Source organism: Kitasatospora sp. NPDC051984 (assembly GCF_044593455.1).
Taxonomy (GTDB): Bacteria; Actinomycetota; Actinomycetes; order Streptomycetales; family Streptomycetaceae; genus Kitasatospora.
On sequence record NZ_JBIUCB010000010.1, the window covers coordinates 70,215 to 92,411 of the forward strand.

Annotated in this window: 18 protein-coding genes; 5 read left to right on the top strand and 13 right to left on the bottom strand. The window is 72.9% G+C overall.

The features are described from left to right. Nucleotides 1-33: 33 nt before the first annotated feature. Nucleotides 34-1,842, bottom strand: coding sequence for a hypothetical protein (locus tag ACIHEI_RS20950; RefSeq protein WP_396607651.1), 1,809 nt, complete (start codon nt 1,840-1,842; stop codon nt 34-36). Then, nucleotides 1,839-2,903: an ATP-binding protein gene (locus ACIHEI_RS20955; protein ID WP_387643928.1), complete on the bottom strand. Its 1,065-nt coding sequence runs from the start codon at nt 2,901-2,903 to the stop codon at nt 1,839-1,841. The genes ACIHEI_RS20950 and ACIHEI_RS20955 overlap by 4 nt, the downstream gene beginning before the upstream one ends. Nucleotides 2,904-3,134: 231 nt before the next feature. Here ACIHEI_RS20955 and ACIHEI_RS20960 point away from each other — a divergent pair, with 231 nt between their 5' ends. Further along, nucleotides 3,135-3,740 carry a YceI family protein gene (locus tag ACIHEI_RS20960; protein ID WP_396607652.1) on the top strand — a complete coding sequence of 202 codons (606 nt, stop codon included), beginning with the start codon at nt 3,135-3,137 and terminating at the stop codon, nt 3,738-3,740. A 110-nt stretch (nt 3,741-3,850) separates the two neighbouring features. Here the strand turns inward: ACIHEI_RS20960 and ACIHEI_RS20965 are convergent, their stop codons facing one another. Beyond that, nucleotides 3,851-4,813 (bottom strand): LysR family transcriptional regulator, encoded by a 963-nt coding sequence (locus tag ACIHEI_RS20965; protein ID WP_396607653.1) that lies wholly within the window; start codon nt 4,811-4,813, stop codon nt 3,851-3,853. Between the two features lie 112 nt (nt 4,814-4,925). Here ACIHEI_RS20965 and ACIHEI_RS20970 point away from each other — a divergent pair, with 112 nt between their 5' ends. Continuing rightward, nucleotides 4,926-6,128, top strand: a complete 1,203-nt coding sequence (locus ACIHEI_RS20970; RefSeq protein WP_396607654.1) for an MFS transporter — start codon at nt 4,926-4,928, stop codon at nt 6,126-6,128. A 24-nt stretch (nt 6,129-6,152) separates the two neighbouring features. Here ACIHEI_RS20970 and ACIHEI_RS20975 read toward each other — a convergent pair whose 3' ends face one another. Then, a complete protein-coding gene (locus ACIHEI_RS20975) occupies nt 6,153-6,647 on the bottom strand; it encodes a GNAT family N-acetyltransferase (protein ID WP_396607655.1) in 495 nt (164 codons plus the stop codon). 318 nt (nt 6,648-6,965) lie between these two features. Here ACIHEI_RS20975 and ACIHEI_RS20980 point away from each other — a divergent pair, with 318 nt between their 5' ends. Then, on the top strand, nt 6,966-7,751 hold the full coding sequence (locus ACIHEI_RS20980; protein ID WP_396607656.1) for a TetR family transcriptional regulator: 786 nt from the start codon (nt 6,966-6,968) through the stop codon (nt 7,749-7,751). Nucleotides 7,752-7,758: 7 nt separating this feature from the next. Here the strand turns inward: ACIHEI_RS20980 and ACIHEI_RS20985 are convergent, their stop codons facing one another. Then, the gene (locus ACIHEI_RS20985) at nt 7,759-9,054 is read right to left on the bottom strand and encodes a GNAT family N-acetyltransferase (RefSeq protein WP_396607657.1); all 1,296 of its coding nucleotides are present in this window, start codon (nt 9,052-9,054) and stop codon (nt 7,759-7,761) included. 101 nt (nt 9,055-9,155) lie between these two features. Here ACIHEI_RS20985 and ACIHEI_RS20990 point away from each other — a divergent pair, with 101 nt between their 5' ends. After that, complete coding sequence (locus ACIHEI_RS20990) at nt 9,156-9,296, top strand: hypothetical protein (protein WP_396607658.1); 141 nt, start codon at nt 9,156-9,158, stop codon at nt 9,294-9,296. Nucleotides 9,297-9,346: 50 nt separating this feature from the next. Here ACIHEI_RS20990 and ACIHEI_RS20995 read toward each other — a convergent pair whose 3' ends face one another. From ACIHEI_RS20995 to ACIHEI_RS21030, 8 genes are all read right to left on the bottom strand, one after another. Beyond that, entirely contained in the window at nt 9,347-10,366 is a 1,020-nt protein-coding gene (locus tag ACIHEI_RS20995) for a GNAT family N-acetyltransferase (RefSeq protein ID WP_396607659.1), read from the bottom strand. Between the two features lie 107 nt (nt 10,367-10,473). Continuing rightward, a complete protein-coding gene (locus ACIHEI_RS21000) occupies nt 10,474-11,718 on the bottom strand; it encodes a C40 family peptidase (protein ID WP_396607660.1) in 1,245 nt (414 codons plus the stop codon). A gap of 238 nt (nt 11,719-11,956) precedes the next feature. Beyond that, nucleotides 11,957-12,913 (bottom strand): hypothetical protein, encoded by a 957-nt coding sequence (locus tag ACIHEI_RS21005; RefSeq protein WP_392949912.1) that lies wholly within the window; start codon nt 12,911-12,913, stop codon nt 11,957-11,959. A gap of 40 nt (nt 12,914-12,953) precedes the next feature. Then, a complete protein-coding gene (locus ACIHEI_RS21010; protein ID WP_387643896.1) occupies nt 12,954-14,669 on the bottom strand; it encodes a threonine/serine exporter ThrE family protein in 1,716 nt (571 codons plus the stop codon). Nucleotides 14,670-14,791: 122 nt separating this feature from the next. Beyond that, entirely contained in the window at nt 14,792-15,346 is a 555-nt protein-coding gene (locus tag ACIHEI_RS21015; RefSeq protein ID WP_396607661.1) for a Uma2 family endonuclease, read from the bottom strand. Nucleotides 15,347-15,464: 118 nt separating this feature from the next. Further along, nucleotides 15,465-17,798, bottom strand: coding sequence for a tetratricopeptide repeat protein (locus tag ACIHEI_RS21020; protein ID WP_396607662.1), 2,334 nt, complete (start codon nt 17,796-17,798; stop codon nt 15,465-15,467). After that, nucleotides 17,795-19,765, bottom strand: a complete 1,971-nt coding sequence (locus ACIHEI_RS21025; RefSeq protein ID WP_396607663.1) for an ATP-binding protein — start codon at nt 19,763-19,765, stop codon at nt 17,795-17,797. The genes ACIHEI_RS21020 and ACIHEI_RS21025 overlap by 4 nt, the downstream gene beginning before the upstream one ends. A 222-nt stretch (nt 19,766-19,987) precedes the next feature. Next, entirely contained in the window at nt 19,988-20,722 is a 735-nt protein-coding gene (locus ACIHEI_RS21030; RefSeq protein ID WP_392949921.1) for an NYN domain-containing protein, read from the bottom strand. A gap of 227 nt (nt 20,723-20,949) precedes the next feature. Between ACIHEI_RS21030 and ACIHEI_RS21035 the strand changes: the two genes are divergently transcribed. After that, the gene (locus ACIHEI_RS21035) at nt 20,950-22,107 is read left to right on the top strand and encodes an acyl-CoA dehydrogenase family protein (RefSeq protein ID WP_392949924.1); all 1,158 of its coding nucleotides are present in this window, start codon (nt 20,950-20,952) and stop codon (nt 22,105-22,107) included. Nucleotides 22,108-22,197: the final 90 nt, after the last annotated feature.

Sequence of the window (22,197 nt, forward strand, 5' to 3'; positions counted from 1 at the left end):
GCGCAGTTCCCCGCGCCCCTGTTTTCGCGCCCGCTAAGCCACATAGAACACGGGCCCTCGCGGCGTGAACGGCAACGTCGCCCCTCGCGGAATCAGGTACGCGTGCTCCCGTCGGGGCACCCGCAGCACGTCGCACTCGGCGTCCGTGATGATCAGCACCGGCGCAGTCGGCGGAAAGTCCGGCGCCCGGGTGAGCAGGTCGATGCCGGGCTGGAGTACCGTCCCGCCGCGGCCGTGGAGCCGTACGCGTGAGGCGAGTTCGGCGACGGGGAGGTAGCCGGAGTCGTGCGGGGCGGCGTCGCAGCAGATGAGGCGGGCGGCGGGGACGTCGCGGGCGGCGGCATAGGAGGCAATCGCGCCGAGGGCCTTGCCGAGGAGGGTGCGGCTCATGGAGCCGGAGGTGTCGAGGACGACGCCGAAGGTGCAGCGCGGGGTCTCCTCGGGCGGGTGGTAGCGGCCGGCCCGGGGGATGTCGGGGCTGGCGGACTGCCGTCGGGACGGTCTCGCGTAGGAGCGGAGGGGTTCCGGTCGGGGGACGAACTCGTCGAACCAGCGGGCGAGTTGTGCGTCCCAGGGCAGTGGCGGGTGGGCGAGGGCGCGGATTTCCTCGACCAGTCCGGCGGGGAGCAGGCCGCGTTCGCGGGTGTGCAGGTCGAAGCCCTGGAGCAGGCCGCGCCGGTAGAACTCGTCCAGGTCGACGTAGCCGCCGTGGCCGGGCCGGGGCAGGGGTTCGCCGAGGATGTCGCCGAGGCCCTTGCCGCGCAGGGTGGCGAGGCGGCGCATGCGGCGCTGGTCGCGGACGATCCGGTCGTAGACCTCTTCTGCCGAGAGGCCCTTCAACTCGGGGTCGTGGAGCAGTCCTTCGGGCATGTCGCCGACGCCCATTTCGAGCAGCCAGCCGTTGATGACGTAGTCGGCGGCGATGTTGAAGAGGTAGGGGTCGCGGCCGCCGGCCCGGTCGCCGTGGCGGAGGGCGGCGTGCAGCATTTCGTGGGCGAGGATGAAGCGCCATTCCTCGTCGGTCTGGCGGCGCAGCGGGTTGAGGTAGATCTCGCCGGCGTCGGCGTTGACGGCGGCGATCGAGATGCCGTGGGCGCGGGCGAGTTCGGCGTCGGCGACCAGGGTGAGACCGGCGGCGAGGCCGCCGAGCAGCGGGTAGTTGGCCACGAACCAGCTGAGCGCCCGTTCCCACGGTCCCTGCGGGAGGCGGGGCCCGCCGAGGTGTTCGCGGCGGCCGGCGGCGAGGTCCATCGCGGCGGAGACGGTGCGGGTGAGGGCGTGGGCGAAGGCGAGCGTCCAGTCCTCGGGGTCGTCGGTCGAGTACCAGGCGCGCAGGAGTTGGTCGGGCCGGTCGCCGCCGGTGCCGCAGGCCCGGTATTCGGCGGGGATGCCGTCGCGGCGCCAGCGGGCGGCGAGTGTCTCCTCGTCGCCGCCGGGCCAGGCGGCGGGCAGGTCGTCGGGGGCGCGGCCGATGTGGAAGTTGGCGAGGTAGCGGTTGACGACGGTGCAGCGGGCGGCGAGTTCGGGCGCGTCGGGCTGGGTGCGGGGGCCGCGGGCGGCGGGGAGGTGGCCGAAGCCGAGGTGGAGCAGGGCGTGGGCGAGGGCCCAGGCCCATTCCTCGGGTTCGGCGCGGCGGGTGCGGTGGGCGTGCACGGTGCCGTTGGAGGTGACGACGGCCCAGCCGGTGGCGGGGTGCAGGTCGCAGTGTTCCGGCTCGAGGGTGCAGAGGGTGGCGGGGACAGCGCGGAGTGCCGGGTTGGCCTTGACCGTGGCGAGTCCGGCGGCGAACGCGGCCTTGGCCGGGTCCTGTTCGGGTTTGTCGGCGGGGCGGCGGGTGCTCACCGGCGGGCCTCGACCAGGCGGGGAAGGTCGCGGGCGGCTTCGATGAGGAACCAGGACGGCAGCACGGGGTTGCCGTCGGGGCCGTCGGCGATGACGGTCTGGGCGACTTCGACGGAGATCTCGGCGAGTTGCACCAGCAGTGACTTGGAGCGGTAGGCGTGCTGGCGGACGGTCGGCGAGGCGTGTTCCTTGCGGGCGGGCAGTTCCTTGACCAGTCGGCCACGGAAGGAGTCGGCGAGGTAGTAGAGCAGGTCGCGGTCCTCGACCCGCTTCGGCCAGGAGGCGTCGCCCTTGAGGATGGCCTCCAGCCCGTACGCGTTGCGGACGATCTTCACGTAGCCGCAGAAGGCGACGGCGTGCGCGGGGGTGAGCAGTCCGTGTGCGAGGACCTTGAGGGTCTCCTCGTCCAGGCCGGTGCCGAAGGAGTGCAGCGCGTCGGAGAGCATGTGCCAGGCGCGCGGGGTCGAGAACGGTTCCTCGGTCTTGGGCGGGTTGGACCACAGGTGGTCGGGCCGGTCGGTGAGGTGGTCGGTGATCCACGGGTGGATGCCGTGGGCGCCGGCCCAGCCGAGCCAGTCGTCGGAGCTGGCCCGCAGGTGGACGTGGACCAGGCGGTTGAGCAGCGCGGACGGCATCGGGCGGGCGAGGGCGCCGTCGGTGGCGCGGTTGCCGGCGCCGATCACGATGGAGCCGGCCGGGAGCTCGTAGTTCCCGATCCGGCGGTCCAGGATCAGCGAGTAGAAGGCTTTCTGCACGTCCGGTGTGGCGGCGTTGAGCTCGTCCAGGAACAGGCAGTAGGGCTGGTCGCGGGCGATGATCTCGGGCGGGCAGAACCGGGACCGGCCCTCGGGGGTGATCTGCGGGACGCCGATCAGGTCCTCGGGGGCGAGCTGGGTGCCGAGCAGCGAGACGCACTCCAGGCCGAGCGACTCGGCGAACTGGTTGACCAGCGAGGACTTGCCGATACCGGGTGCTCCCCACAGGAACACCGGCCGCACGGTGGCGAGTCCGAGCAGCAGCTCGGGGACCTGGGACGGCGACACGGTGACGGCTGACTGCACGAGTCTCCTCGGGGAGTAACGGGGGGTCGGCGGCCAGTGTGAACCGCCGGATCCGCCCGGCGCATCCGGTTTTCCACCGCCCTCCACAGGCTGGGGAAAACCATGGGTTCCACTCGGATGGTTCAAATTTGGACTTCATGGTTGAAAGTTGAACCAGGTCGGGCTATGGTGGAGCCATCAACAAGTTGAAGCCTCAACAAACGGCTTCGACCCTCCCGAAGGAGAGAAGCCATGGGCATCTTCAACCGCAACAAGAACACCGCCACCCTCGCCCCGGCCGCCGTCCAGGGCCCGGACCTGGCGCACCTCACCGGCGACTACACGATCGACTCCACCCACTCGAAGATCGGCTTCGCGGTCCGCCACGCGATGGTCACCAACGTCCGCGGCGAGTTCACCGAGTACGAGGGCAAGCTGCACCTGGACGGCGCCCACCCGGCCAACTCCCGCGCCGACCTGGTGATCAAGGTCGCCTCGATCCACACCAACCAGGCCCAGCGCGACGAGCACCTGCGCACCGGCGACTTCTTCGACGCCGCCACCTTCCCGGAGATCACCTTCAAGTCGACCTCCGCCGAGCGCATCCACGGCGACACCTACCGGATGCACGGCAACCTGACCATCAAGGGCACCAGCCGCCCGGTCATCCTCGACCTGGAGTTCACCGGCGCGGCCACCGACATCTACGGCGCCAACCGGGTCGGCTTCGAGGGCGGCACCTCCGTGGACCGCACCGACTGGGGCCTGACCTACAACGCCGCGCTGGAGACCGGCGGCGTGCTGATCGGCGAGAAGGTCAAGCTGACGCTGGACATCTCCGCCGTGCGAGCCTCCTGAGACCGCCTGTCCCGGCCGCCCCGCGGCCCCCGGTACCGCCCCTGCCGTCCCCCACGGCGGGGGCGCCGCCGTTTCTGCGGCGCTTTCCGCAGCCGCTTCCGCGGCCTGCACTACCGCAGCAGCGCGGCATCCTCGGCCGGCAGCCAGCTTCCCGGCGGCCTCGCCAACCAGCCTTCCGCGGCGGCGAGTTCGGCTGCCGATTCGCGCAGTACGGCCAGCCCGGGGTGGCGCGGTTCGGGCCGGTGCACCAGGCCGACCAGGCTGAGCGGCACCGGATCGACCAGTGGCCGCGCCACCCCACCAGGGATGTCCGGCCCGTCCGTGGTGGTGAGGATCGGGTTGCCGTGCCGGGTCAGGTAGCGGGCGAACTCGGCGGCACCGACCGGCGGAGTACGGCCGGGTGCGGCGGCCAGGCCGTGCTCGGCGAGCAGCCGCAGGCCCAGGTCGGTCCACTCGGCGGTGTCCGGCTGCCCCGCGAACACGTCCACCGGATGCCCGGCCAGCGCGGCCAGCGGCACGGCGGGCAGCGCGGCCAGCGGATGGCCGAGCGGCAGGAACACCGCCATCGGCTCCAGCCGCACCGGCAGGTGCGCCAGCCGGGACCGCACGGCGGCCGGCAGTCCGGCGTACCGCCCGAACGAGGCGTCCAGCCGGTGCGCCGCCAACTCCCGTGCGGCAGCGGTGAGTCCACCGCAGTAGCGGGCCAGCAGCTCGGCCTCCGGACGGCGCCGGCGGGCGGCGGCGAGAACCCGCTCGGCGGTGAGTTCGCGGTCGCCGCCGGGGCTGTTGACGTCCACCAGCAGCGTCCGGGTGTCGCCGAGAGCGGTGATCTCGCCCTGGAGTTCCAGCAGTTGGCGGGCCTTCGGCAGCAGCGCCGCCCCCGTTTCGGTCAACTCGACGCTGCGGGTGGAACGTTGGAACAGCGCACAGCCGAGCTCCCGCTCCAGCGCCTGCACGTCCCGGCTGACGGCCTGCTGGGCCAGGTGCAGGCGTTCGGCGGCGCGGCCGAAGTGGAGGGTCTCGGCGACGGCGGCGAAGCTGCGCAGCAGGCGGGGGTGGACGTCACGGGGCACGGCGGGAGATTAACAACAGGATCCGGTGGATCGGACGGATTAAGTGTTGGACGGCGCCCCGGGCCCGGCCCGAGGGTGGAGCAATCCCCCTCTTCTTCCCCGGAGTTGTGCGTTGTCCCTGCCACTCGCCCGCTACCGCCCGGTGTTCGCCGTGCCGGGCAGTCTCACGTTCACCCTGGCCGGTCTGCTCGGCCGGCTCGCCCTGGCGATGTACGGCGTCTCCGTCGTGGTGCTGATCGCCGACCGTCGCGGCTCGTACGCGCTGGCCGGCGCGGTCTCGGCGGTCGGAGTGCTGGCCGGGGCAGCACTGCTGCCGCCGCTCGGGCGGCTGGTCGACCGGCTCGGACAGGCCCGGGTCGCCGTCCCCGCCGTCCTCGCCACCGCACTTCCGACGGGCGCGCTGCTGCTCTGCGTCCGCTCCGGCGCACCCGACTGGACGCTCTTCCTGTGCTGGGCGCTGTCCGGCACCAGCCCCAACCTGGGCGGCATGGCCCGGGCCCGCTGGGCACACCTGCACCGCGCCGACGCCGCCGTGCTGCACCGGGCCAACGCGCTCGAACAGTCGCTGGACGAGCTGTGCTTCATGGCCGGACCGGTCCTCGGCATGGCCCTGTGCACGGCGCTCGCCCCCGAAGCCGGGCTGCTCGCCGCCTGGGCCCTGGGCACCGTCGGCACCCTGCTGTTCGCCGCCCAGCGCGGCACCGAACCGCCACTGCCCGAAGTCGCCCAACACGCCACCACCCCAAGGGGGTTGATCCGCACCCGCGGCTTCCTCCCGCTGCTGGCCGGCTTCCTGGCGGCCGGCGTGCTGTTCGGCTCACTGGAGGTCACCACCCTCGCCTACACCGACGCGCTCGGCCGGCAGTCGGCCGGCGGCGTGCTGCTGGCGCTGGTCGCGGCCGGATCCTGCGCCTCCGGGCTGGCGTTCGGCACGATCCGCCCGCGACGCCCGGCCGCAGTGCGACTCGCCTTCGGCGCGGGCGCGATGGCCGCCCTGATGCTGCTCCCGCTCACGGCCGGCCGGGCCGGGGCGGGCGTGACACTCCTGGGCGCGGCGCTACTGGCCGCCGGTTCGGGCACCGCACCGACCATGATCACCGGCATGACGATGGTTCAGGAGCTTCTCCCCGCACACCGCCTGAACGAGGCCATGGCCCTGGCCGTCTCCGCGATCCTGATCGGCATCTCCACCGGCGCGACACTCGGCGGCGCCGTCGCCCAGCACACCGCCCCCGGCACCGGGTACCTCCTGCCGCTCGCCGCGGCGACACTTGCCCTGCTGGCAGCCCTGCCCGCCGCGATCCGAAAGTCCTGACGGGGGCGCGACCGCAGGCCCCGACTACCGCCAGCCGTACTCGTACTCCGGCAGCACCGTCCCGTCCGGGAAATGCGCGACACCGTGCCCGACGCGGCTCGCGCCGTGGCGCTCGTAGAAGCGGATCGCGCGGCGGTTCGCGGCCAGCACGTCGAGGCGGACGGGCCGGTCCGGGTGGCGGGCGAGTGCCGCGTGCAGCAGGCGGGTGCCGAGGCCGGTGCCGGTGCGGTCGGGGCGGACGTGCAGCTGTTCCAGGCGGACGACGGCGCCGTCGGGCACCAGGTAGGCGAAGCCGGCCAGGGTGCCGTCGGGGTCTTCGGCGAGCAGCAGGGTGGGGGTGTCGGCGGGCGGGCCGTAGTCCGCGCTCAGCCGCAGTTCCCACAGGACTTGCTGCGAGCTGTCGGCGGCGAGCGCCGCGTCCGGGACGAGTCCGGCGTAGGCGCTGCGGCGGCTGGCGGTGAGCAGGGCGGCGACGGCGGCGGCGTCGGGTGCGCCGCCTTCGCGCAGGGTGGCGGGCATGTCACCAGCCTTCCACACACCGAGGGTTGAACGCGTTCAGCCGGTGCCCTAGAGTCGTCCCGAACAGTTTTGAACGCGTTCGAAACTGCGCGCCCCGGCCGAGGAGGGGATGGCCGGAGCGGGGAGATGACGCGCCCGGTGCCGGGGGGCACCGGGGCTGCCCGCCGGGCGGCGTTTCGCCCTCCCGGTCCGGAGTTGTCCGGGTCCGGGCTAGGCTCGGTTCCACAGGTGACTGGTCCGCAGGCGACTGGGGCGAAGCGAACGGCAGGCGGGGCGAAGGTGCCAGAGAACGACCGGGAACGGCCCCAGCGGGGCCCTGTGGAACCGGAAAACGCGAGCGACCGGAACGAGCCGGGCACCACCGTGTCCGGCGGTGAACTTCCGGGCGGCCGGGCCCAGCCGAAGACAGACAAGAGCGAGGCCACCCGGGCCCTGATCCTGGAGACCGCGATGCGGCTCTTCCAGGAGCGCGGCTACGAGAAGACCACCATGCGCGCCATTGCCACTGAGGCAGGCGTCTCCGTCGGGAATGCTTACTATTATTTTTCGGCGAAGGAATTCCTGATTCAAGGGTTCTACGACCGGATGACCTATGACCATGCGGCGGACGCCAGGAATCGCATGGCCAATACGCGGGATTTCGCCGAGCGGCTGCAGATCGCGCTGGAGTCCTGGCTCGACACCGCCGCCCCGTACCACGAGTTCTCCGCGCAGTTCTTCCGCACGGCCGCCGACCCGACCAGCTCGCTCAGCCCGTTCTCCAACGAGTCGCACCCGGCCCGGGCCACCGCGGTGGAGCTGTTCCGCGATGTCCTTCAGGGTTCCGAGCTGGCCCCCAAGCTGGACGCCGAGCTGGTCGAACTCCTGCCCGACGTCCTGTGGTTGCACCTGATGGTCGTCGTCCTCTACTGGGTCTTCGACCGCACCGAGGACACCGAGCGCACCCGCGAGTTCGTCCGGCGGTCCACCCCCATGGCGGCCCGGTTGATCAACCTGTCGCGCTATCGGATATTCCGACCGATCGTCCGGGACGCCAAGGGGCTCATTCAGGACTTCATCCTGCCCACCATAGGAAAGACCGCCGTCAAGCCGCCCGCTGCCTGAGGATTCGTCAGAAACTGTCGGGGTTCCAGGGGGTGCGGGCGGGACGGAGCAGGGTGTCGGCCAACGTGGCGGCCCCGGGGGTGAGTTCGGTGACCACGGCGGCCGCGGCCAGGCGGGTGGCGGTGTCGGCGCCCAGGTAGAGGGTGCCGAGCGCGCCGACGCCGAGGGCGAGGTCCGCCGCGTCCTCGGTGGGGGCGATCCGGCCGGTGCCGTCGGCGACCGTCTCCAGCGCCCAGCGGCCGGCCGTCCAGCCCTCGGGGTCGGTGACGTCCAGCACCAGGCGGCCGGGAGCGGTGTACTGGCGGGCGGCGAACGCGGCGGGCAGGTCGAGCAGGCGCAGCCAGGTGAAGTCGGAGTCCTCCTCGTGCGGGACGGCGGCGCGCGGGTCGTTCAGCAGCAGCGGCAGCGGGTCGTCGGGCCGCAGGCCGTCAACGATCACGTGGCGCACCCAGTCGACCGAGAACGCGAACTCCCAGAGCGCGTTGGCGGTCTGCTGGTCGAGCGCCAGGAAGTCCCGGACGTTCAGCGGGCAGTTGGGGTAGGCGCCGTCGAACTTCTCGTCGACGGTGTAGTTGATCAGCCCGGTGACGGCGCCGTCGGCGGTGCGGTGGAGGGCGGTGAAGCCCTCCTTCCACTCGAAGCCGGGCAGTTCGATGTCGCCGGTGCGCAGCCGCCACCAGTGCTCCGGGCGGCCGATCGCGCCGGGCTGGGTGAGCCGCCAGCGCTCGTAGAGCTCCGGGCCGAGCTTGCGGACCTCCTCCAGCGTGACGAAGTCGATCCGGTGCCCCTCGTGCACGGGCAGCCCGGCCCGCAGGCCGCCGGCCCGCAGCACGTCCACCCGCCAGCCGCTGGCGTAGGTGGCCGGGCCGAAGCCGAAGCGGCCGTAGATGTTGTACTCGGCGGCGATCAGGATCGCCGCGGACAGGCCGCGCTCGCGGGCGGCGGCCAGGTCGTGGCGCATCATGCCGCTGAGCAGCCCGCGCCGGCGGTGGGTGGAGTTGACGGTGACGGCGGTGATCGCGTCCACCGTCAGCCGGGCACCGCCGGGGACGGTCAGTTCGGTGTCGAAGCTGCGGAAGGTGGCCACGCAGCGCGGCCCGTCCGGCGTCGGGTCGGTGTGGTCGAACGCGCCCTGCATCCGCCCCGGCTCGAACAGCACCTCCCGCCACTCCTTCGCCGGGGCGACGTGCGGCCGCAGGAAGCCGCGGGCTACCGCCCGGTCCCACACGGCGAGTTCGTCACGGGTGATCGGCCGGATCTCGACGCCCTGGTCGGCGCGAGGCTGCTGCGTGTCGTTGCCCATCCGGCCACGGTATGACGGGCCCCGAACCGCGTCATCCGGTTTTCCGGCCAGTCGCCGACGGCGCGTCAGCACCTGTCCGTGACGCCCGGAACAACGCCGTCATGACTCTGCTGCCCGTCACCGCGCCCGCCTCGCCGGTCCGGCTCCACGGCCTCGTCCCCGAGACGCACAACGGGGAACTGGAGGCCGGTCTCACCCGCGCCGGCAACGCGCTCAAGCGGCAGTACGCGCCGGTCAATTGACTCCGGGCGGACGAGGCGGCCCCCGTGCATCACCGCTGAGCGCGGCGGCTTCAGTCGATGGCGGCGAGTCGCTCGGCGAGCTTCGCCGTGGTGGTCTCGACCCAGTTCATCGTCCTGGCGGTGTGGTAGCCGAGTGCGTGATTGATGCCGATCATGTGGGTGTTGGTGGTCGCGGTGGTGGTGCAGACGATGTCCAGGTCCGGTCGCTCGTCGGCGAGTCGACGCGCCATGGCGGCCTTCATCGCCGCGCCGAGCCGGTGGCCGCGGTGTGCGGCCAGCACGGAAGTGTCGTGGATGTAGCCGATCTCGCGGCGGTGCGGGTAGTTGTGGACGACGTGGACTCCGGCGACCTGGTCCGTGGTGTCGTCGATGGCGATGACGACCCGCTGCTCCGCACCGGCGTCCGCCAGTTCGCGGTCGGTCTCGCGGATCCGGGCCGGGGTCCAGCGGGTCGCCCGGTAGCTCGATTCGCCGGTCGGGGCGTCCTCGATGGCCTGCCGCGCCACGGCGTAGGAGTCGATGAGCGGCTCGGGGGTCGTTCCCGTCCATTGGGCCAGGCGGTAGCCGGTCGGGACGGGCACCTCCCACAGCTGCGCGGGGGTCGTGGCGAGGCGCAGGACCTGCATCACCATGCTGTGTGTCACCTCGAACCCGAGGCCGGCCGCCCACGGGGCCCCGGCGGAGTCGGGCTTCATGGGCTGTCCGAGGACGGTGGCCCGCCGGGATTCCAGCACCGCGGGCATCGCGGCCCGGAGCAGTGCGGTGCCGACGCCGCGGCGCCGCAGTACGGGGTGCACGTGGACCTCGACCTGGGCGATCCCGGTGTTCGAGGACTCGGGCAGCGAGACCCGGACCGAACCGGCCAGGCGTCCGTCCAGGTCGCCGACCCAGAAGCGGCACGGTCCGTCCTCGACCGGCGGTGTGCGCAGGCGGCCGATCGCGGCCGCGTACGTCAGCGGCGGGTCCTCGGGGAAGTCCACTGCCACGGCTGCGGCCCGCATCGCGTGGTAGTCGGCCAGCTGCTGCTCACTGGCGTGGTTCGGGTCGAGCGCCTGTATGTCGAGAGTCACCGGATCTCCATGTCGGCTGTGGAAGGGCTTCAGTGTGCGCCGTTCCCACCGGGGACGGGGGGTGTTCGGACTCATCCGCCCCGCCCTGCCCGCATGCCGACGGGGCGTCAGGGACGGGCGTAGAAGTCGGGGCGTCCCATGATCCAGAGGCTGGCCTGCTTGATGGCGGTGCCGGGGCGGGGGGCTTCGATCATCTGGTCGTCGCCGAGGTAGATGGCGACGTGGTAGATGTCGGCGGCGCGGCCGGTCCTGGTCCAGAAGATCAGGTCACCGGGGCGGAGCCGGTCGTAGGTGACGGGGGTGGATTCGGCGTACTGGTCGGCGGCGAAGTGGGTGAGGTTCTTGCCGCCCTGGCGCCAGGCCATCATGGTCAGGCCGGAGCAGTCGTAGCCCTGGGGGCCTTCGCCGCCCCAGATGTAGGGCAGGCCGATGACGGAGCGGGCGAAGGCGAGGGCGGACGCGGCGCCCTCGGCGGACCAGGGCTGTTCGCGTTCGGGGGCGGGGTGGAGCCGGCCGGCGCCGGCGTGGTCGGTCTCGGCCTGGCGGGCGGCCTCCTCGGCCTCGCGCCGGGCGATCTCGTCGAGCGCGTCCTGTCGTTGGCGTTCGAGGTCGACGCTGGTGTCGCGGGCGGCGGCGAGTTCGGCGAGCAGGGTGTCCTGGCGTTGGCCGATCTCGGTGACCTGGCGCTGCTGGTCGGCGAGCCGCTGCTGGGCGGCGTCCTTGGCGGTGCGGACGGTGTCGGCGGCGGTGCGGGCGGCGGTCTCGGCGCGGCGGGTGTCGGCGGCGGCGCGGGCGGCGGCCTTCGCGGTGCTGGTGGCGTCGTCGAGGATCTGCCGGGTCTGGGCGCCGGCGACGCCGACCGCGGCGGCCTGGACGGACAGTTCGCTCGGGCCGCGGGAGCCCAGCAAGGCGTCCAGCGCGGCGAGTTGGGGGGAGGCGCCCTGCCGGTACATCTCGGCGGCGAGCCCGGCGGCCCGGTCGGCGGCCCGGGCCCGGGCGGCCTCCGCGATGGCGGCGCGGGCGGCGGCGGCCGTTGCCGCCTGCTGGGCCTTGGCGAGCCGGGCGAGGGCGCCGTTGTACGCCTCGACGGCCTGTTCGGCGGCCTGCCCGATCCGGTCGAGTTCGGAGCGGGCGGCGGCGAGCCGGGCTTCGAGGCCGGTGGCGTCGGCGGCCTTGCCGTCGGCCTCGGCCTTGGCCCGGGCGACGTCCTCGGCGGACGGGTACGCCTCGTCGTCGGGGTCGTCGGCGGGCCGGACGGCGGGGACGGGGGCGGCGGGGGCGCTCGCGGCGGGCAGCAGGGTGAGCAGTGCGGCGGTGGCGAGGAGGAGGGCGGGGAGGAGCCTGCGGGGCATGAGGGTCCTTCCTCGGCGCGTTCTGGTGATCGGCCAAAGGAATCGACCGACTGTCCCATCACGTGACAATTCGGTCACGCACCGCCAGATTCTCAGACCTGACGGAGCGTCGATGCCACCGCAATGCAGCCACCCGGGTGAGATGTCCGATTGTCGGAACCGGTGCCTGCGCGAAGAGGGTGGGTCGCCCACGAACCCTACCGGCCGGCGTCCCCGGGGCCCGGTATCCGGTGGTCCGTCAGCGTGCCCGCTGCGGCGGCTTGCCGGTCGCGGTGGTGCGCGGCCGCCCGGCCCGGACGGTGCGGCGGCGGCGCTGGGCGCGGGCCCGGCGGGCCGGGTCGGTGGCCGCGGCAACGGCCCGCCGCCCGCCCGTCGGCCGCGGCTGGCCGCGGTGGGCCAGCGCCTTGGCGGCCATCCGCTCGGCCACCGCGTGCGCCTTGGGGTGCCCGGCCGGCACCTTGTCGGGCGCCCCGGCGATCAGGTCGAACAGCCAGGTGCGCGCCCGGTCCGTGCGGGCGTGCAGCCGCCGTTCGCGCCGGTTCGCCCGGGCCATCCGCCGGGGGCGGCCGACGTACCGCCAGCGCGCCCACGGGCTGGACGGGCGGGCCAGCCGGACCGCGCCGATCCAGGACAGGCCGGGCACCATGATGCCCAGCAGCCCCGTCCACACCTTGCCCTTGAGCAGCGCGACCACGCTCATCAGCGCGTTGCCCGCGATCACCGCGACCACCCCCCACCGGGTGCTCTGCCCGGGCACCAGGCCGAGCGGCACGTACCCGGTGAGCAGCAGCGCGGTGAGCAGGATGCCGAGGATCACCGCGTCCACGGACTTGCGGCCCTGTTCGCTCCAGTACACGTCGTCCAGGTGCAGGATCAGCGCGAACTCGTCCAGCACCAGGCCGCAGCCGATGCCGAAGGACAGGCCGAACCAGTCGATCCACGGGTGGCCGCCGCCGGTGGCGAACACGCCGATGCCGCCGAGCAGCAGGAAGCCCAGGCCGAACACCATGTGGTGGATGTGCAGCCCGCCGGGGGTGATGTTGCCGGGCCACCAGCGGACCTGGGCGCGGATCATCCGGGTGCTGAAGCGGATGCACACGAAGGAGGTGATGAACCCGACCAGCAGCAGGAACAGCGGCTGCTTGTGGGCCTCCACGATGTGCTGGTGGTAGCCGTCGAGCAGTGCACTGAGCATCGGGTGGTGCCTTCGGTTCGGTACGGTCGGCCGGGCCGGGTCAGAAGCCGCGGGTGCGCTTCGCGGCCCGGCGCGGGATCAGCAGGTGCGGGGCTTCGCGGTCGCTGGCGCCCGGGTTCTTCAGGAACAGCCGGGCCACCTCGCCACCGAGGTTGACGCCGATGGCCAGCGCCATCGCGAGCGCCACGGCCCGGCTCGCCGACACCAGCCCGTTCGACGGGTGGCCCTGGGCGAACGCCAGCATGCCCAGGTACAGCGCCGAACCGGGCATCAGCGGGCCCATCGCGGCCGTCACGTACGGCAGCGCGGAGGACGCCTCGAAGCGGGCCAGCAGCTGGCCGAACAGGCCGACCAGACCGGCGGCCAGGCCGGTCGCGACGATCGCCGAGATCCCGGCGTTGTAGACCAGCACGCCGTACGTGGACCAGCCAATACCGGCGTTCAGCACCACCATCGGCAGCGAGCGCCGGTCGGTCTGCAGCAGCATCGCGAAGGCCAGCGCCAGCACCATCGCGGCGATCAGCTGGACCGGCGGGGAGGCGCTGGTGCCGCCGATCGACTCGTCGGGCCGCAGTTTGGCGTTGTAGTTGACGCCGACGTACAGCACCAGCATCACGCCGATGACGATGCCCGCGACCAGGTACACGACTTCCAGCAGCCGGGCGGCGGCGGTGATGTAGAAACCGGTCAGGCCGTCCTGCACGGCGGCGACCATGGCCCGTCCGGGCAGCAGCGCGAACAGTCCACCGGTGATCACCACCGAGCCGCGCAGGTGCAGCTCGTTGAAGGACAGCAGGATGCCGCAGAGCGCGGCGGGCATCGCGGCGATCACGAACTGGTAGAACTCCGGCAGCCCGCGGCGGGCGATGAACGAGGCCAGCCGGTCGCCGACCACGGCGGCGACGAAGGCCGCCGCGAACACCAGCCAGGCCTTGCCGTCGAGCTTCCCGCCGACCAGGAAGGACGCCGCGCCGGCCAGCAGCCCGGTGGCCAGCGACAGCAGCCACGCCGGGTACGGGTGCCGGTTGCGGCGGATCCCGGCGAGGCGCCGGTAGGCGTCGTTGACGGTGACCTTCTCCGCCGTGATGTCCGCGACCAGCTCGTACACGGCGGCCAGCCGGGTGTAGTCCGAGGTGCGGCGGCGCACCACCCGGTCCGCGGTGACCGGCGGGTCGATCAGCGAAGGCTGGTGGGAGATCGAGATCAGCGTGAAGGTGACCTGCGGTTCGCAGTGGTCGAGCCGGTAGGCGTGCGCGATGCCGAGCATCGCGGCCTCCACGTCCTCGGCGGCCTCGCCGCTGGCCAGCAGCAGCTCGCCGATCCGCAGCGACAGGTCCAGCACCCGGGGCACGTTGCGCTGGGCCTGCGCCCCGGCGGCCGGGTGCAGCTCGCGCGGGGTCCGCTCGAACGCGGGCCGCTCGGCCATGGGGGTGCGCAGCAGGGTACGCATCCGGTCCGGCCAGGGGGCGTCACCGGGCGCGCCCTTGTGCAGCTCGGTCAGGTCCAGCCCGTACGCCGGGGTGTACCCGGCCGCGTTCCACTCCTCGGGCGTGAGGGTGTCCTGCGCGAGCGGGTTCCGCGCCCGGACGGCGGCCTCCGCCGTCTCGGTGTGCCCGAGCAGTCCCTCGGTCTGCGCGGGCTCCGGTGCGTGCGGAACGCTGACGGTCCGTTCGATGGGCGGCACATCCGGCCCGAGCAGCCCTTCGGTGGGCGGCGCCTCCTGCGCCGGTGCGCCCTCCGGCTTGCGTTCGGACACGACACTTCCTCCGCCACCCCGGCAGCCGCCCGGTCGGGCTGCCTACTGGCTCCACCTTGCCCGATCGGCCTCGCCGGTGCGAACAAGGGGTGGCCACTGCCGTCGGACTCGCGACAGCGCACTCAGAAACGCGTGGTGTCCAGGACCAGGTCGAACGGCTTCGGCAGGCGGATCGGCGTGCCGAACGGATGCGGGCCGTCCACCACCGCGTAGCCCAGGTCGTGCGGCTCGGAGAACAGGGTGCACTCGCGGCTCTGCCGGTCGGCGAGCAGGTAGAGCGGCGCGCCGTACTGGGCGTAGCGCTTGCGCTTGGTGACGCGGTCGGTGTCGCCGTTGGACTCGGAGGTGACCCCGACGACCAGCAGGGTCTGGTCGGGGGTGAGCGCGCCGGCCCCGTCGGCGAGGTCGTCCGGGACCACGGCGATGTCGGCCAGGTACCAGTTCGGGGACCCGGGCAGGTCGAGGTTGCCGGACCCGCTGACGCAGCCGAGTTCGTCGATCCGGGCGTCGAGCTGCCGGCGGATCCGGGCGACGAGGCGTTCGTGATCCCAGGTCGGTGACGCCAGAACGATCCGTCCCTCGACAACCTGGGCCCGGCGGTGGTCGACGAGCTGCACGGCGTACTTCAGCGCGGCCTCGTGGTCCAGGTCGCCGTACGCGATCGGCTGTGCGCTCATGCCCGGCTCCCTCTCGCTCGCGTGCGGTGTCCGGCCCAACGCCTGCATTACTCACCGTACCGGCCGCCGACGGCCCGCGGTCCGGGGATGACCGGACCGCGGGCGGCGGCGGGAGGGCCTACAGGTCGTAGTCGTCGACGATCGTGCGGTGGCGTTCGAGGTCGGCGCCGGCGGCTTCGGCGAGGGCGGGCCAGGCGAGGGGGTGGGGCCAGGAGGCGGTGAGGTCGGTGAGGAGGATGTCGGCTTCCTTGGCGGAGGCGGTGGGCGGGACGCCGAGGGCGGCGTAGATGCCGGGGAGGGTTTCGCCGTCGTGGTGCGGGTCGGTGATGCGGTACTGGTCGCCGCTGTAGGCCCAGACCGCGTAGCCGGCTTCCTGGAGGGCGCCGCGCAGGGCGTACCAGGTGTCCTCGTCGGGCAGGGCGCCGTCGATCCAGTAGGTGGTGTAGCCGGCCGGGTCGAGCAGGGTGAGGAACTCGAAGGCCGGGCGCCAGTCGTCCTCCTCGCCGGGTTCGGGGCGGTCGTTGAGAACGGCGGGGGAGAACACCACGACATCGCCGTGGTTGAGGTCGTGGTCGTCGCCGAGGACCGGCAGCACCCGGGCGGTGGCGGGGCCGGTGCGCAGGGCGGGCAGGTCGACGGTGGTGCCGCCCAGGCGCGGGGCGCGGAGTTCGATCAGCTGCCACTCCTCGTCGATCGGGCCGCTGTCGGTGTCGAACTCGATGCCGAGGCGGGCGCCGGCGGCGCGGACGGCGGGCCAGTCGCGGTTGGCGGTGGCGGCGGTGGCGAGGTGCCAGAGGTCGGGGGGCTGAACGGTGCGGTGTTCCTCGTCCTCGCCGGCCTCGGCGGGGTCGAGGGCGTGCTCCAGCAGCTCCTCGTAGAGCCGCTGGGCCTCGGCGTGGTCGCCGCGGCGGGTGGCGGCGGAGGCGGCCAGCCGGCGGGTGTTGAGGGCGTCCGGTTCGTGCACGAGGACGGCGGCGCACTGCTCGCCGACCTCCGCCCAGCGGCCCTGGGCGGCGGCCCAGCGGGCGCGCAGCCAGTGCGCGTCGGCGGGGTCGGCGGACAGCCGGTCGGCGAGCCGGTCGATGCCGTCGCCGTCCTCGGCGTCGATCAGCAGCTGGCCGAGCATGCCGGTGAGGTAGTCGCTGTCGGGGTCGAGTTCGAGCTGGGCCCAGAGCAGTTCGGTGACGGCGCGGGCGTGGCCGAGGGCGCCGAGCGCGCCGGCCAGGTTGAGCACCAGGACGGTGTCGGGTGCGTCGTCGCCGGCGAGGGCGGCGGCCAGCAGGTCGGCGCCGGTCTCCGGCTCGGGGCGGTTCTCGGCCAGCCACTGCGGCAACTCGTCCACGGGGACGGGCAGTTCGGGGTGCGGCAGGGCTTCGGCTGCGGCCTTCAGCTCGGCCACCTGTTCGGCGACGCCGTCGGTGCGGCGCAGCCGGCCGAGCTTGCGGGTGCCGGTGCGGGCCAGCGTGAGGGCGACCTCGCGGGCGCCGCGGGCGAGGGCGAGCCGGCCGGCCGTCAGCACCAGGTCGAGGCAGGGGCGGTGGGAGCCGGCGGCGTCGAGTTCGCCGGCCCAGCCGGCCAGCCGGGCGCCGAGGGCGGCGTCGTTGGGGAACTCGCCCGCGGCGGTGAGCAGTTCGACGGCGGCGGTCCAGCGGTGCCGGATGTCGGGGTAGCGGTCGGCCTCTTCGGCGTCGGGCAGCAGTTCGAGGGCGGTCGCGGTGCGGCCGAGGGCGGCGTGCTGGAGGGCGCGGCCGACGGCGAGCTTGCGGCGGTCGTCGTCGTCGAGGCGGTTCCCGGCGGCGACGTAGGCGTGTTCGGCGGTGTCGTAGGCGTCCAGGGCGTCCTGGTGCCGGCCGAGGCGGTGCAGGGCCGATACCCGGCTGTGCGCGAAGGACAGCGAGACGTTCTCGCCGGCGGCCTGGATCCGGGTCTGCGCGCGGTCGAGGTAGCCGAGGGCGTCGGCGGGGCGGCCGTCGTCCTCCAGGGTGTCGGCGTATTCGCGGGAGAGGCAGTCGAAGCAGGCCCGGGCGGGTTCGACCCGTTCCAGGGTCTCCTCGAGCACGGCGAGCCGCTCGGGCACGTAGCCGGGGCCGTCGATGTTGGCGTGGCAGATGGTGAAGTCCTGGACGGCGCACACCGATTGCGGGCAGGAGGCGGTCTCCTCGCGGTGCGCGAACTCCAGCAGCGACACCGCCTCGGACATCGCGGCCTCGCCCTGGTAGCGCTTGTTGAGCAGGTTCTGCAGCCGCCAGTGCCGCAGGAAGACCTCCACCCAGGGCAGGCCGAGGGCCCGGGCCGAGGCGAGCGCCTCGGGGTACATCGCGTCGAGCTGCTCGTTGCGGCCCTCGACGGCGTGGCCGGCGATCTCGGCGAGTGCGTCGGCGAGCCGGTGCTGGCCGGATTCGGCGAGCTGGCGGTGGGTGTCGTGCACCCAGGACCAGATGTCGGTGGTCATCGTTCCTCGTCCCCCTGCGGAGTGTCTGCGGAGATGGTGTCGGGCACCGCCGACAGGCCGTCGGCGGGGACGTCGGCGGTGAGCGCGGCCACCGCCGTGGAGATGCCGCCGAGGGCGGCGGTCAGGTCGCCGCCCGAGCCGCCCGAGCCGCCCGTCGAGCCGGAGGCCGCCGCCATGATCACCTTCAGCGAGCGCAGCAGCGCGGCGGCGGTGGCCGCCCCGGTGTGTCCGGCCCGGTAGGCGGCCAGCAGGTCGTGCACGGCGGGCGAGGCCAGGTTGAGGTAGAGCCGGGCCTTGACGGTGCCGTCGGTGCGCGCGGTGAACGCCCGGGCGAGGCGCAGCGCGGCGGACGGGATGCGGGCGTCCGCCTGGTCGTCCTCGATCCGGGCCTTGAGTTCGGCCTCGCGGTCGGGCACCAGCACCAGTGGCAGCCCGGGCGGGTCGAAGCGGGCCGGGACGAGCTGTTCGCCGTCGTCGGTGAGTGCGGCGCTCAGCCAGGCGTGCTGTTCGGCGGGCAGCGGCAGGTCGGGGGCACGGAACAGTTCGCGGTTGCCGCTCTCGCTGCCGAGTTCGACGATCCGGCAGTCCCGCAGCTGCGCGTAGCGGCGCAGGAACGGCAGGACGGCGTACCGGTCGCCGCGGGCGATCGGTACCTGCATCGCGCGGTACAGCATCTCCTCGAAGCCGCCGCCGCTGCCGAGTGCGACGTGCACGGCGCCGGAGCCGGCGGCGCGCAGGGCGCCGGCGGTGAGTTCGCCCTGCGAGGTGGGGACGGGGACGTCGTCGGCGAGCAGGGTGAACAGCCGGTCGTCGCAGAGGGCGGCGCCGAGCAGTTCCTGGCCGTGCCGGGCGAGGATCCGCCGCCAGGCGGCGGGGTGCAGCCGGGCGGTCTCGTACAGGCCGTCGACGATGGCGTCGGTGAGGGCCTGCTGGAGGGCCCGGTAGTGCTCGTCGCGCTGGAGGTCCTCGCGGCTGGCGGTGGGGGTGAGCCGGCTGGACTCGACCACGCCGCCGATGAAGCCGGCCCAGCTGGGCAGCAGGTCGCGGGCGTCGTCGGCGAGCAGCATGCCGCGCAGGTAGACCGCGAGGTCGCGGTTGTCGCTGGAGCCGTAGGTGCCGCCGTCCTGGACCCAGAGCAGGCCGACGGCGTCGGTGCGGTCGTCGGCGGGCCGGACGGGGAACGCGGTCAGCGGTTCGAAGCTTCGGGCGAAGGCGGTGGCAAAGCGCATCCGGTGCAGGTAGGGCGAGCCTGGCAGGTCCTGCCGCCACGGCACCGCGACGTTGTTGACGGCCTCGTCGTCGTCGCCGACGAACACGTCGATGGGCAGCAGCACGCAGTACCGGGCGAGGACTTCGCGCAGCGCCTCCTGGTCGGCGAGGTGGGCGTGCTCGGGCTTGAGCCGCAGGGTCACCACGGTGCCGGCCGCGGGGCGGGGTGCGGCGGGCTCGACGCTGTACTGCTCGCCGCCGCGGCTGCGGTAGGTGTGCGCGGCGTGCGGTTCGCGGTGCGAGGCGGTGGTGACGGTCACTTCCTCGGCGACCGAGAACGCCGACAGGAAGCCCAGTCCGAAAGCGCCGATGAGTTCCTGGTTGCCCGTCAGGTCGCGCAGCATCCGGGTGTAGCCGGTGCCGACGGTGGCCAGGTAGGCGTGGATCTCCGGTTCGGTGAGCCCGGCCCCGTTGTCCTCGATCGCCACCGTCCGGGCCGCCGGGTCGCCGGTGACCCGGATCAGTGGCCGGTAGGTGCTCTCCGGGTCCTCCAGCCTGCGCCGGGTGTGCGAGTCGTGGGCGTTCTGCACCAGTTCGCGCAGTGCCACCAGTGGTGTCGAGTAGAGGTGCGTGGCGAGCACGCCGACCAGGCCGCCGAGGTCGACCTCCGTGGTGCGCAGATTCTCGGAGTTCTCGGACGCGGGGAATTCGACGCCACTTCCGTCGGCGCCGGAAACGGGGGGAAGGCCATCAGACATGAGGCCCCAGTGTGCCAGTACGACAATCAGGCGACCACTGTTTTCGGATTTCCTCGATTTCTGTCGATACTCGGTCAACTCCCGGCCACCATACGGGTGATCACCCCGGATGCCGCCAACCGGCCGAAATCACAAGCCATTTACGGGCACCGGGGAAACGTGCGGCCGCCCCCGGTACGACTTTCGCACCAGTTTGCAGAGAGACCACCACGGCCCCGAATTTCAGCTCTGGCGGCGGGTCCGCGCGTAGGCCACCGGCGGGTTGCCTTCGCCGTGGTTGCGCTTGACCACCTCGAACTGGCCGTTCGCCTCCAGCAGCGGCATCAGCTTGGGGAACCCGTAGGTGCGCGGGTCGAAGTCCGGCTTGCGCTTGCGGATCTGGTTGCCGACCTCGCCGAGGTGCGCCCAGCCGTCGTCCCCGGACGCCGACTCCAGCACGCTGTGCAGCAGGGCGGCCATCGCCCCGTCCAACTGCCCGGGCTCGATCGGCTCGGCCAGCGCGACGGCATGCGCGATCGGGGTCAGGTTCTCGGCGTAGATGAACTTGTCGCAGGCGGCGACGAAGGCCCGGGGCGTCTTGCGCTCCCCGAACCCGTACACCGTCAGCCCGGACTCGCGGATCCGGGAGGCCAGCCTGGTGAAGTCGCTGTCGCTGGAGACCAGGCAGAAGCCGTCGAACCGGCCGGTGTACAGCAGGTCCATCGCGTCGATCACCATCGCGGCGTCGGTCGCGTTCTTGCCGGTGGTGTACGCGAACTGCTGCATCGGCTGGATCGAGTGCTCCAGCAGCTGCGCCTTCCAGCCCTTCAGCGCGGTGCCGGTCCAGTCCCCGTAGGCCCGCTTGACGTGCGCCGTCCCGTACTTGGCGACCTCCGCCAGCAGGTGCTCGACGATCGACGCCTGGGCGTTGTCGGCGTCGATCAGCACCGCCAGCTTCGCGGTGTTCTCGTTGTTCATGCGGCTCCCGTCGCGATCGGCCGAGGCACGCGTGCCCCGGAGCCCATCCCAGCAGACCCTTCCGACGCCTGCGCCCGGAGGTCCGTCGACGGTTCGGCTGACCTCGGCCGATGCGCCGTCCGACGGGTCGCCGCCGACCCTGGACACCGCAAGCTACCGGCGATTAACTTGACTGCGCCGACCAACCAGCCGGGCACCAGCCGGCGGGCCGCCGAAGGGAGCGCACCGTGCGCCGCACCGTGTACAACGAGGACCACGAGGCGTTCCGGGAGACCATCCGGGACTTCATCGCGAACGAGGTCGTCCCGGTCTACGAGAGCTGGGAGGAGGCCGGCCACCCGCCGCGCGACTTCTACCGCAAGCTGGGCGAGCTCGGCGTCTACGGCATCGAGGTCCCGGAGGAGTACGGCGGCGCCGGCGAGACCGGCTTCAAGTACCAGGCGGTCATCTACGAGGAGACCGCCCGCGCGGGCGTCACCTTCGGCTCCTCCGGCGTGCACACCGGCCTGGTGCTGCCGTACCTGATGGAGTACGCGTCCGAGGAGCAGAAGCAGCGCTGGCTGCCGGGCTTCGTCTCGGGCGACATCATGACCGCGATCGCGATGACCGAGCCGGGCGCGGGCTCCGACCTGGCGGGCATCGCCACCACCGCGAAGCTGTCCGCCGACGGTACCCACTACGTGCTCAACGGCGCCAAGACCTTCATCACCGGCGGCGTGCTGGCCGACCTGGTCCTGGTGGTCTGCCGCACCGCGCCGTACGACCCGGCGGACCGCCGCGCGGGCCTGTCCATCCTGTGCGTGGACACCACCTCCGAGGGCTACTCGGTCGGCCGCAAGCTGCAGAAGATCGGCCTGCGCACCTCGGACACCGCCGAACTGGCCTTCACCGACGTCAAGGTCCCGGTGGAGAACCTGCTCGGCGAGGAGGGCCGGGCGTTCTCCTACCTGACCCACAACCTGGTGCAGGAGCGCCTGGCGATCGCGGTCGGCGCGTACGCCTCGGCCGCCGCCGCGGTGCAGTTCGCGGTGAAGTACGTCAAGGAGCGCAAGGTGTTCGGCAAGGCCGTTGCCGAGTTCCAGAACACCAAGTTCTCGCTGGCCGACTGCCAGGCCCAGGTGCTCGCCCAGCAGGCCATGGTCGACCAGGCGCTGGAGCTGTACCAGAACGGCGAGCTGACGGTCGCGGACGCCGCGGCGGCCAAGCTGTTCTGCACCGAGTCGGCCTCCGAGGTGATCGACAAGTGCCTCCAGCTGCACGGCGGTTACGGCTACATCCTGGAGTACCCGATCGCCCGCCTCTACACCGACAACCGGGTTTTCCGGATCTACGGCGGCACCAGCGAGGTCATGCGCACCATCATCGCGAAGTCGCTCGGCCTGTAATCAGGACGTGGGGGGGGGGGGGGCCCCCCCCGGGGGGCGCCCCCCCCCCCCCCCCCGGGCCGGGGCCCCCGGGGGCCCCCCCCCCCCCCC

Coding starts and splice junctions, on each gene's coding strand:
- ACIHEI_RS20960 (WP_396607652.1), top strand. CDS start 3,135: ATGGGCATCTTCAACCGCAACAAGAACACCGCCACCCTCGCCCCGGCC.
- ACIHEI_RS20975 (WP_396607655.1), bottom strand. CDS start 6,647: ATGCCCGCCACCCTGCGCGAAGGCGGCGCACCCGACGCCGCCGCCGTC.
- ACIHEI_RS20985 (WP_396607657.1), bottom strand. CDS start 9,054: ATGGGCAACGACACGCAGCAGCCTCGCGCCGACCAGGGCGTCGAGATC.
- ACIHEI_RS20990 (WP_396607658.1), top strand. CDS start 9,156: ATGACTCTGCTGCCCGTCACCGCGCCCGCCTCGCCGGTCCGGCTCCAC.
- ACIHEI_RS21000 (WP_396607660.1), bottom strand. CDS start 11,718: ATGCCCCGCAGGCTCCTCCCCGCCCTCCTCCTCGCCACCGCCGCACTG.
- ACIHEI_RS21005 (WP_392949912.1), bottom strand. CDS start 12,913: ATGCTCAGTGCACTGCTCGACGGCTACCACCAGCACATCGTGGAGGCC.
- ACIHEI_RS21015 (WP_396607661.1), bottom strand. CDS start 15,346: ATGAGCGCACAGCCGATCGCGTACGGCGACCTGGACCACGAGGCCGCG.
- ACIHEI_RS21020 (WP_396607662.1), bottom strand. CDS start 17,798: ATGACCACCGACATCTGGTCCTGGGTGCACGACACCCACCGCCAGCTC.
- ACIHEI_RS21025 (WP_396607663.1), bottom strand. CDS start 19,765: ATGTCTGATGGCCTTCCCCCCGTTTCCGGCGCCGACGGAAGTGGCGTC.
- ACIHEI_RS21030 (WP_392949921.1), bottom strand. CDS start 20,722: ATGAACAACGAGAACACCGCGAAGCTGGCGGTGCTGATCGACGCCGAC.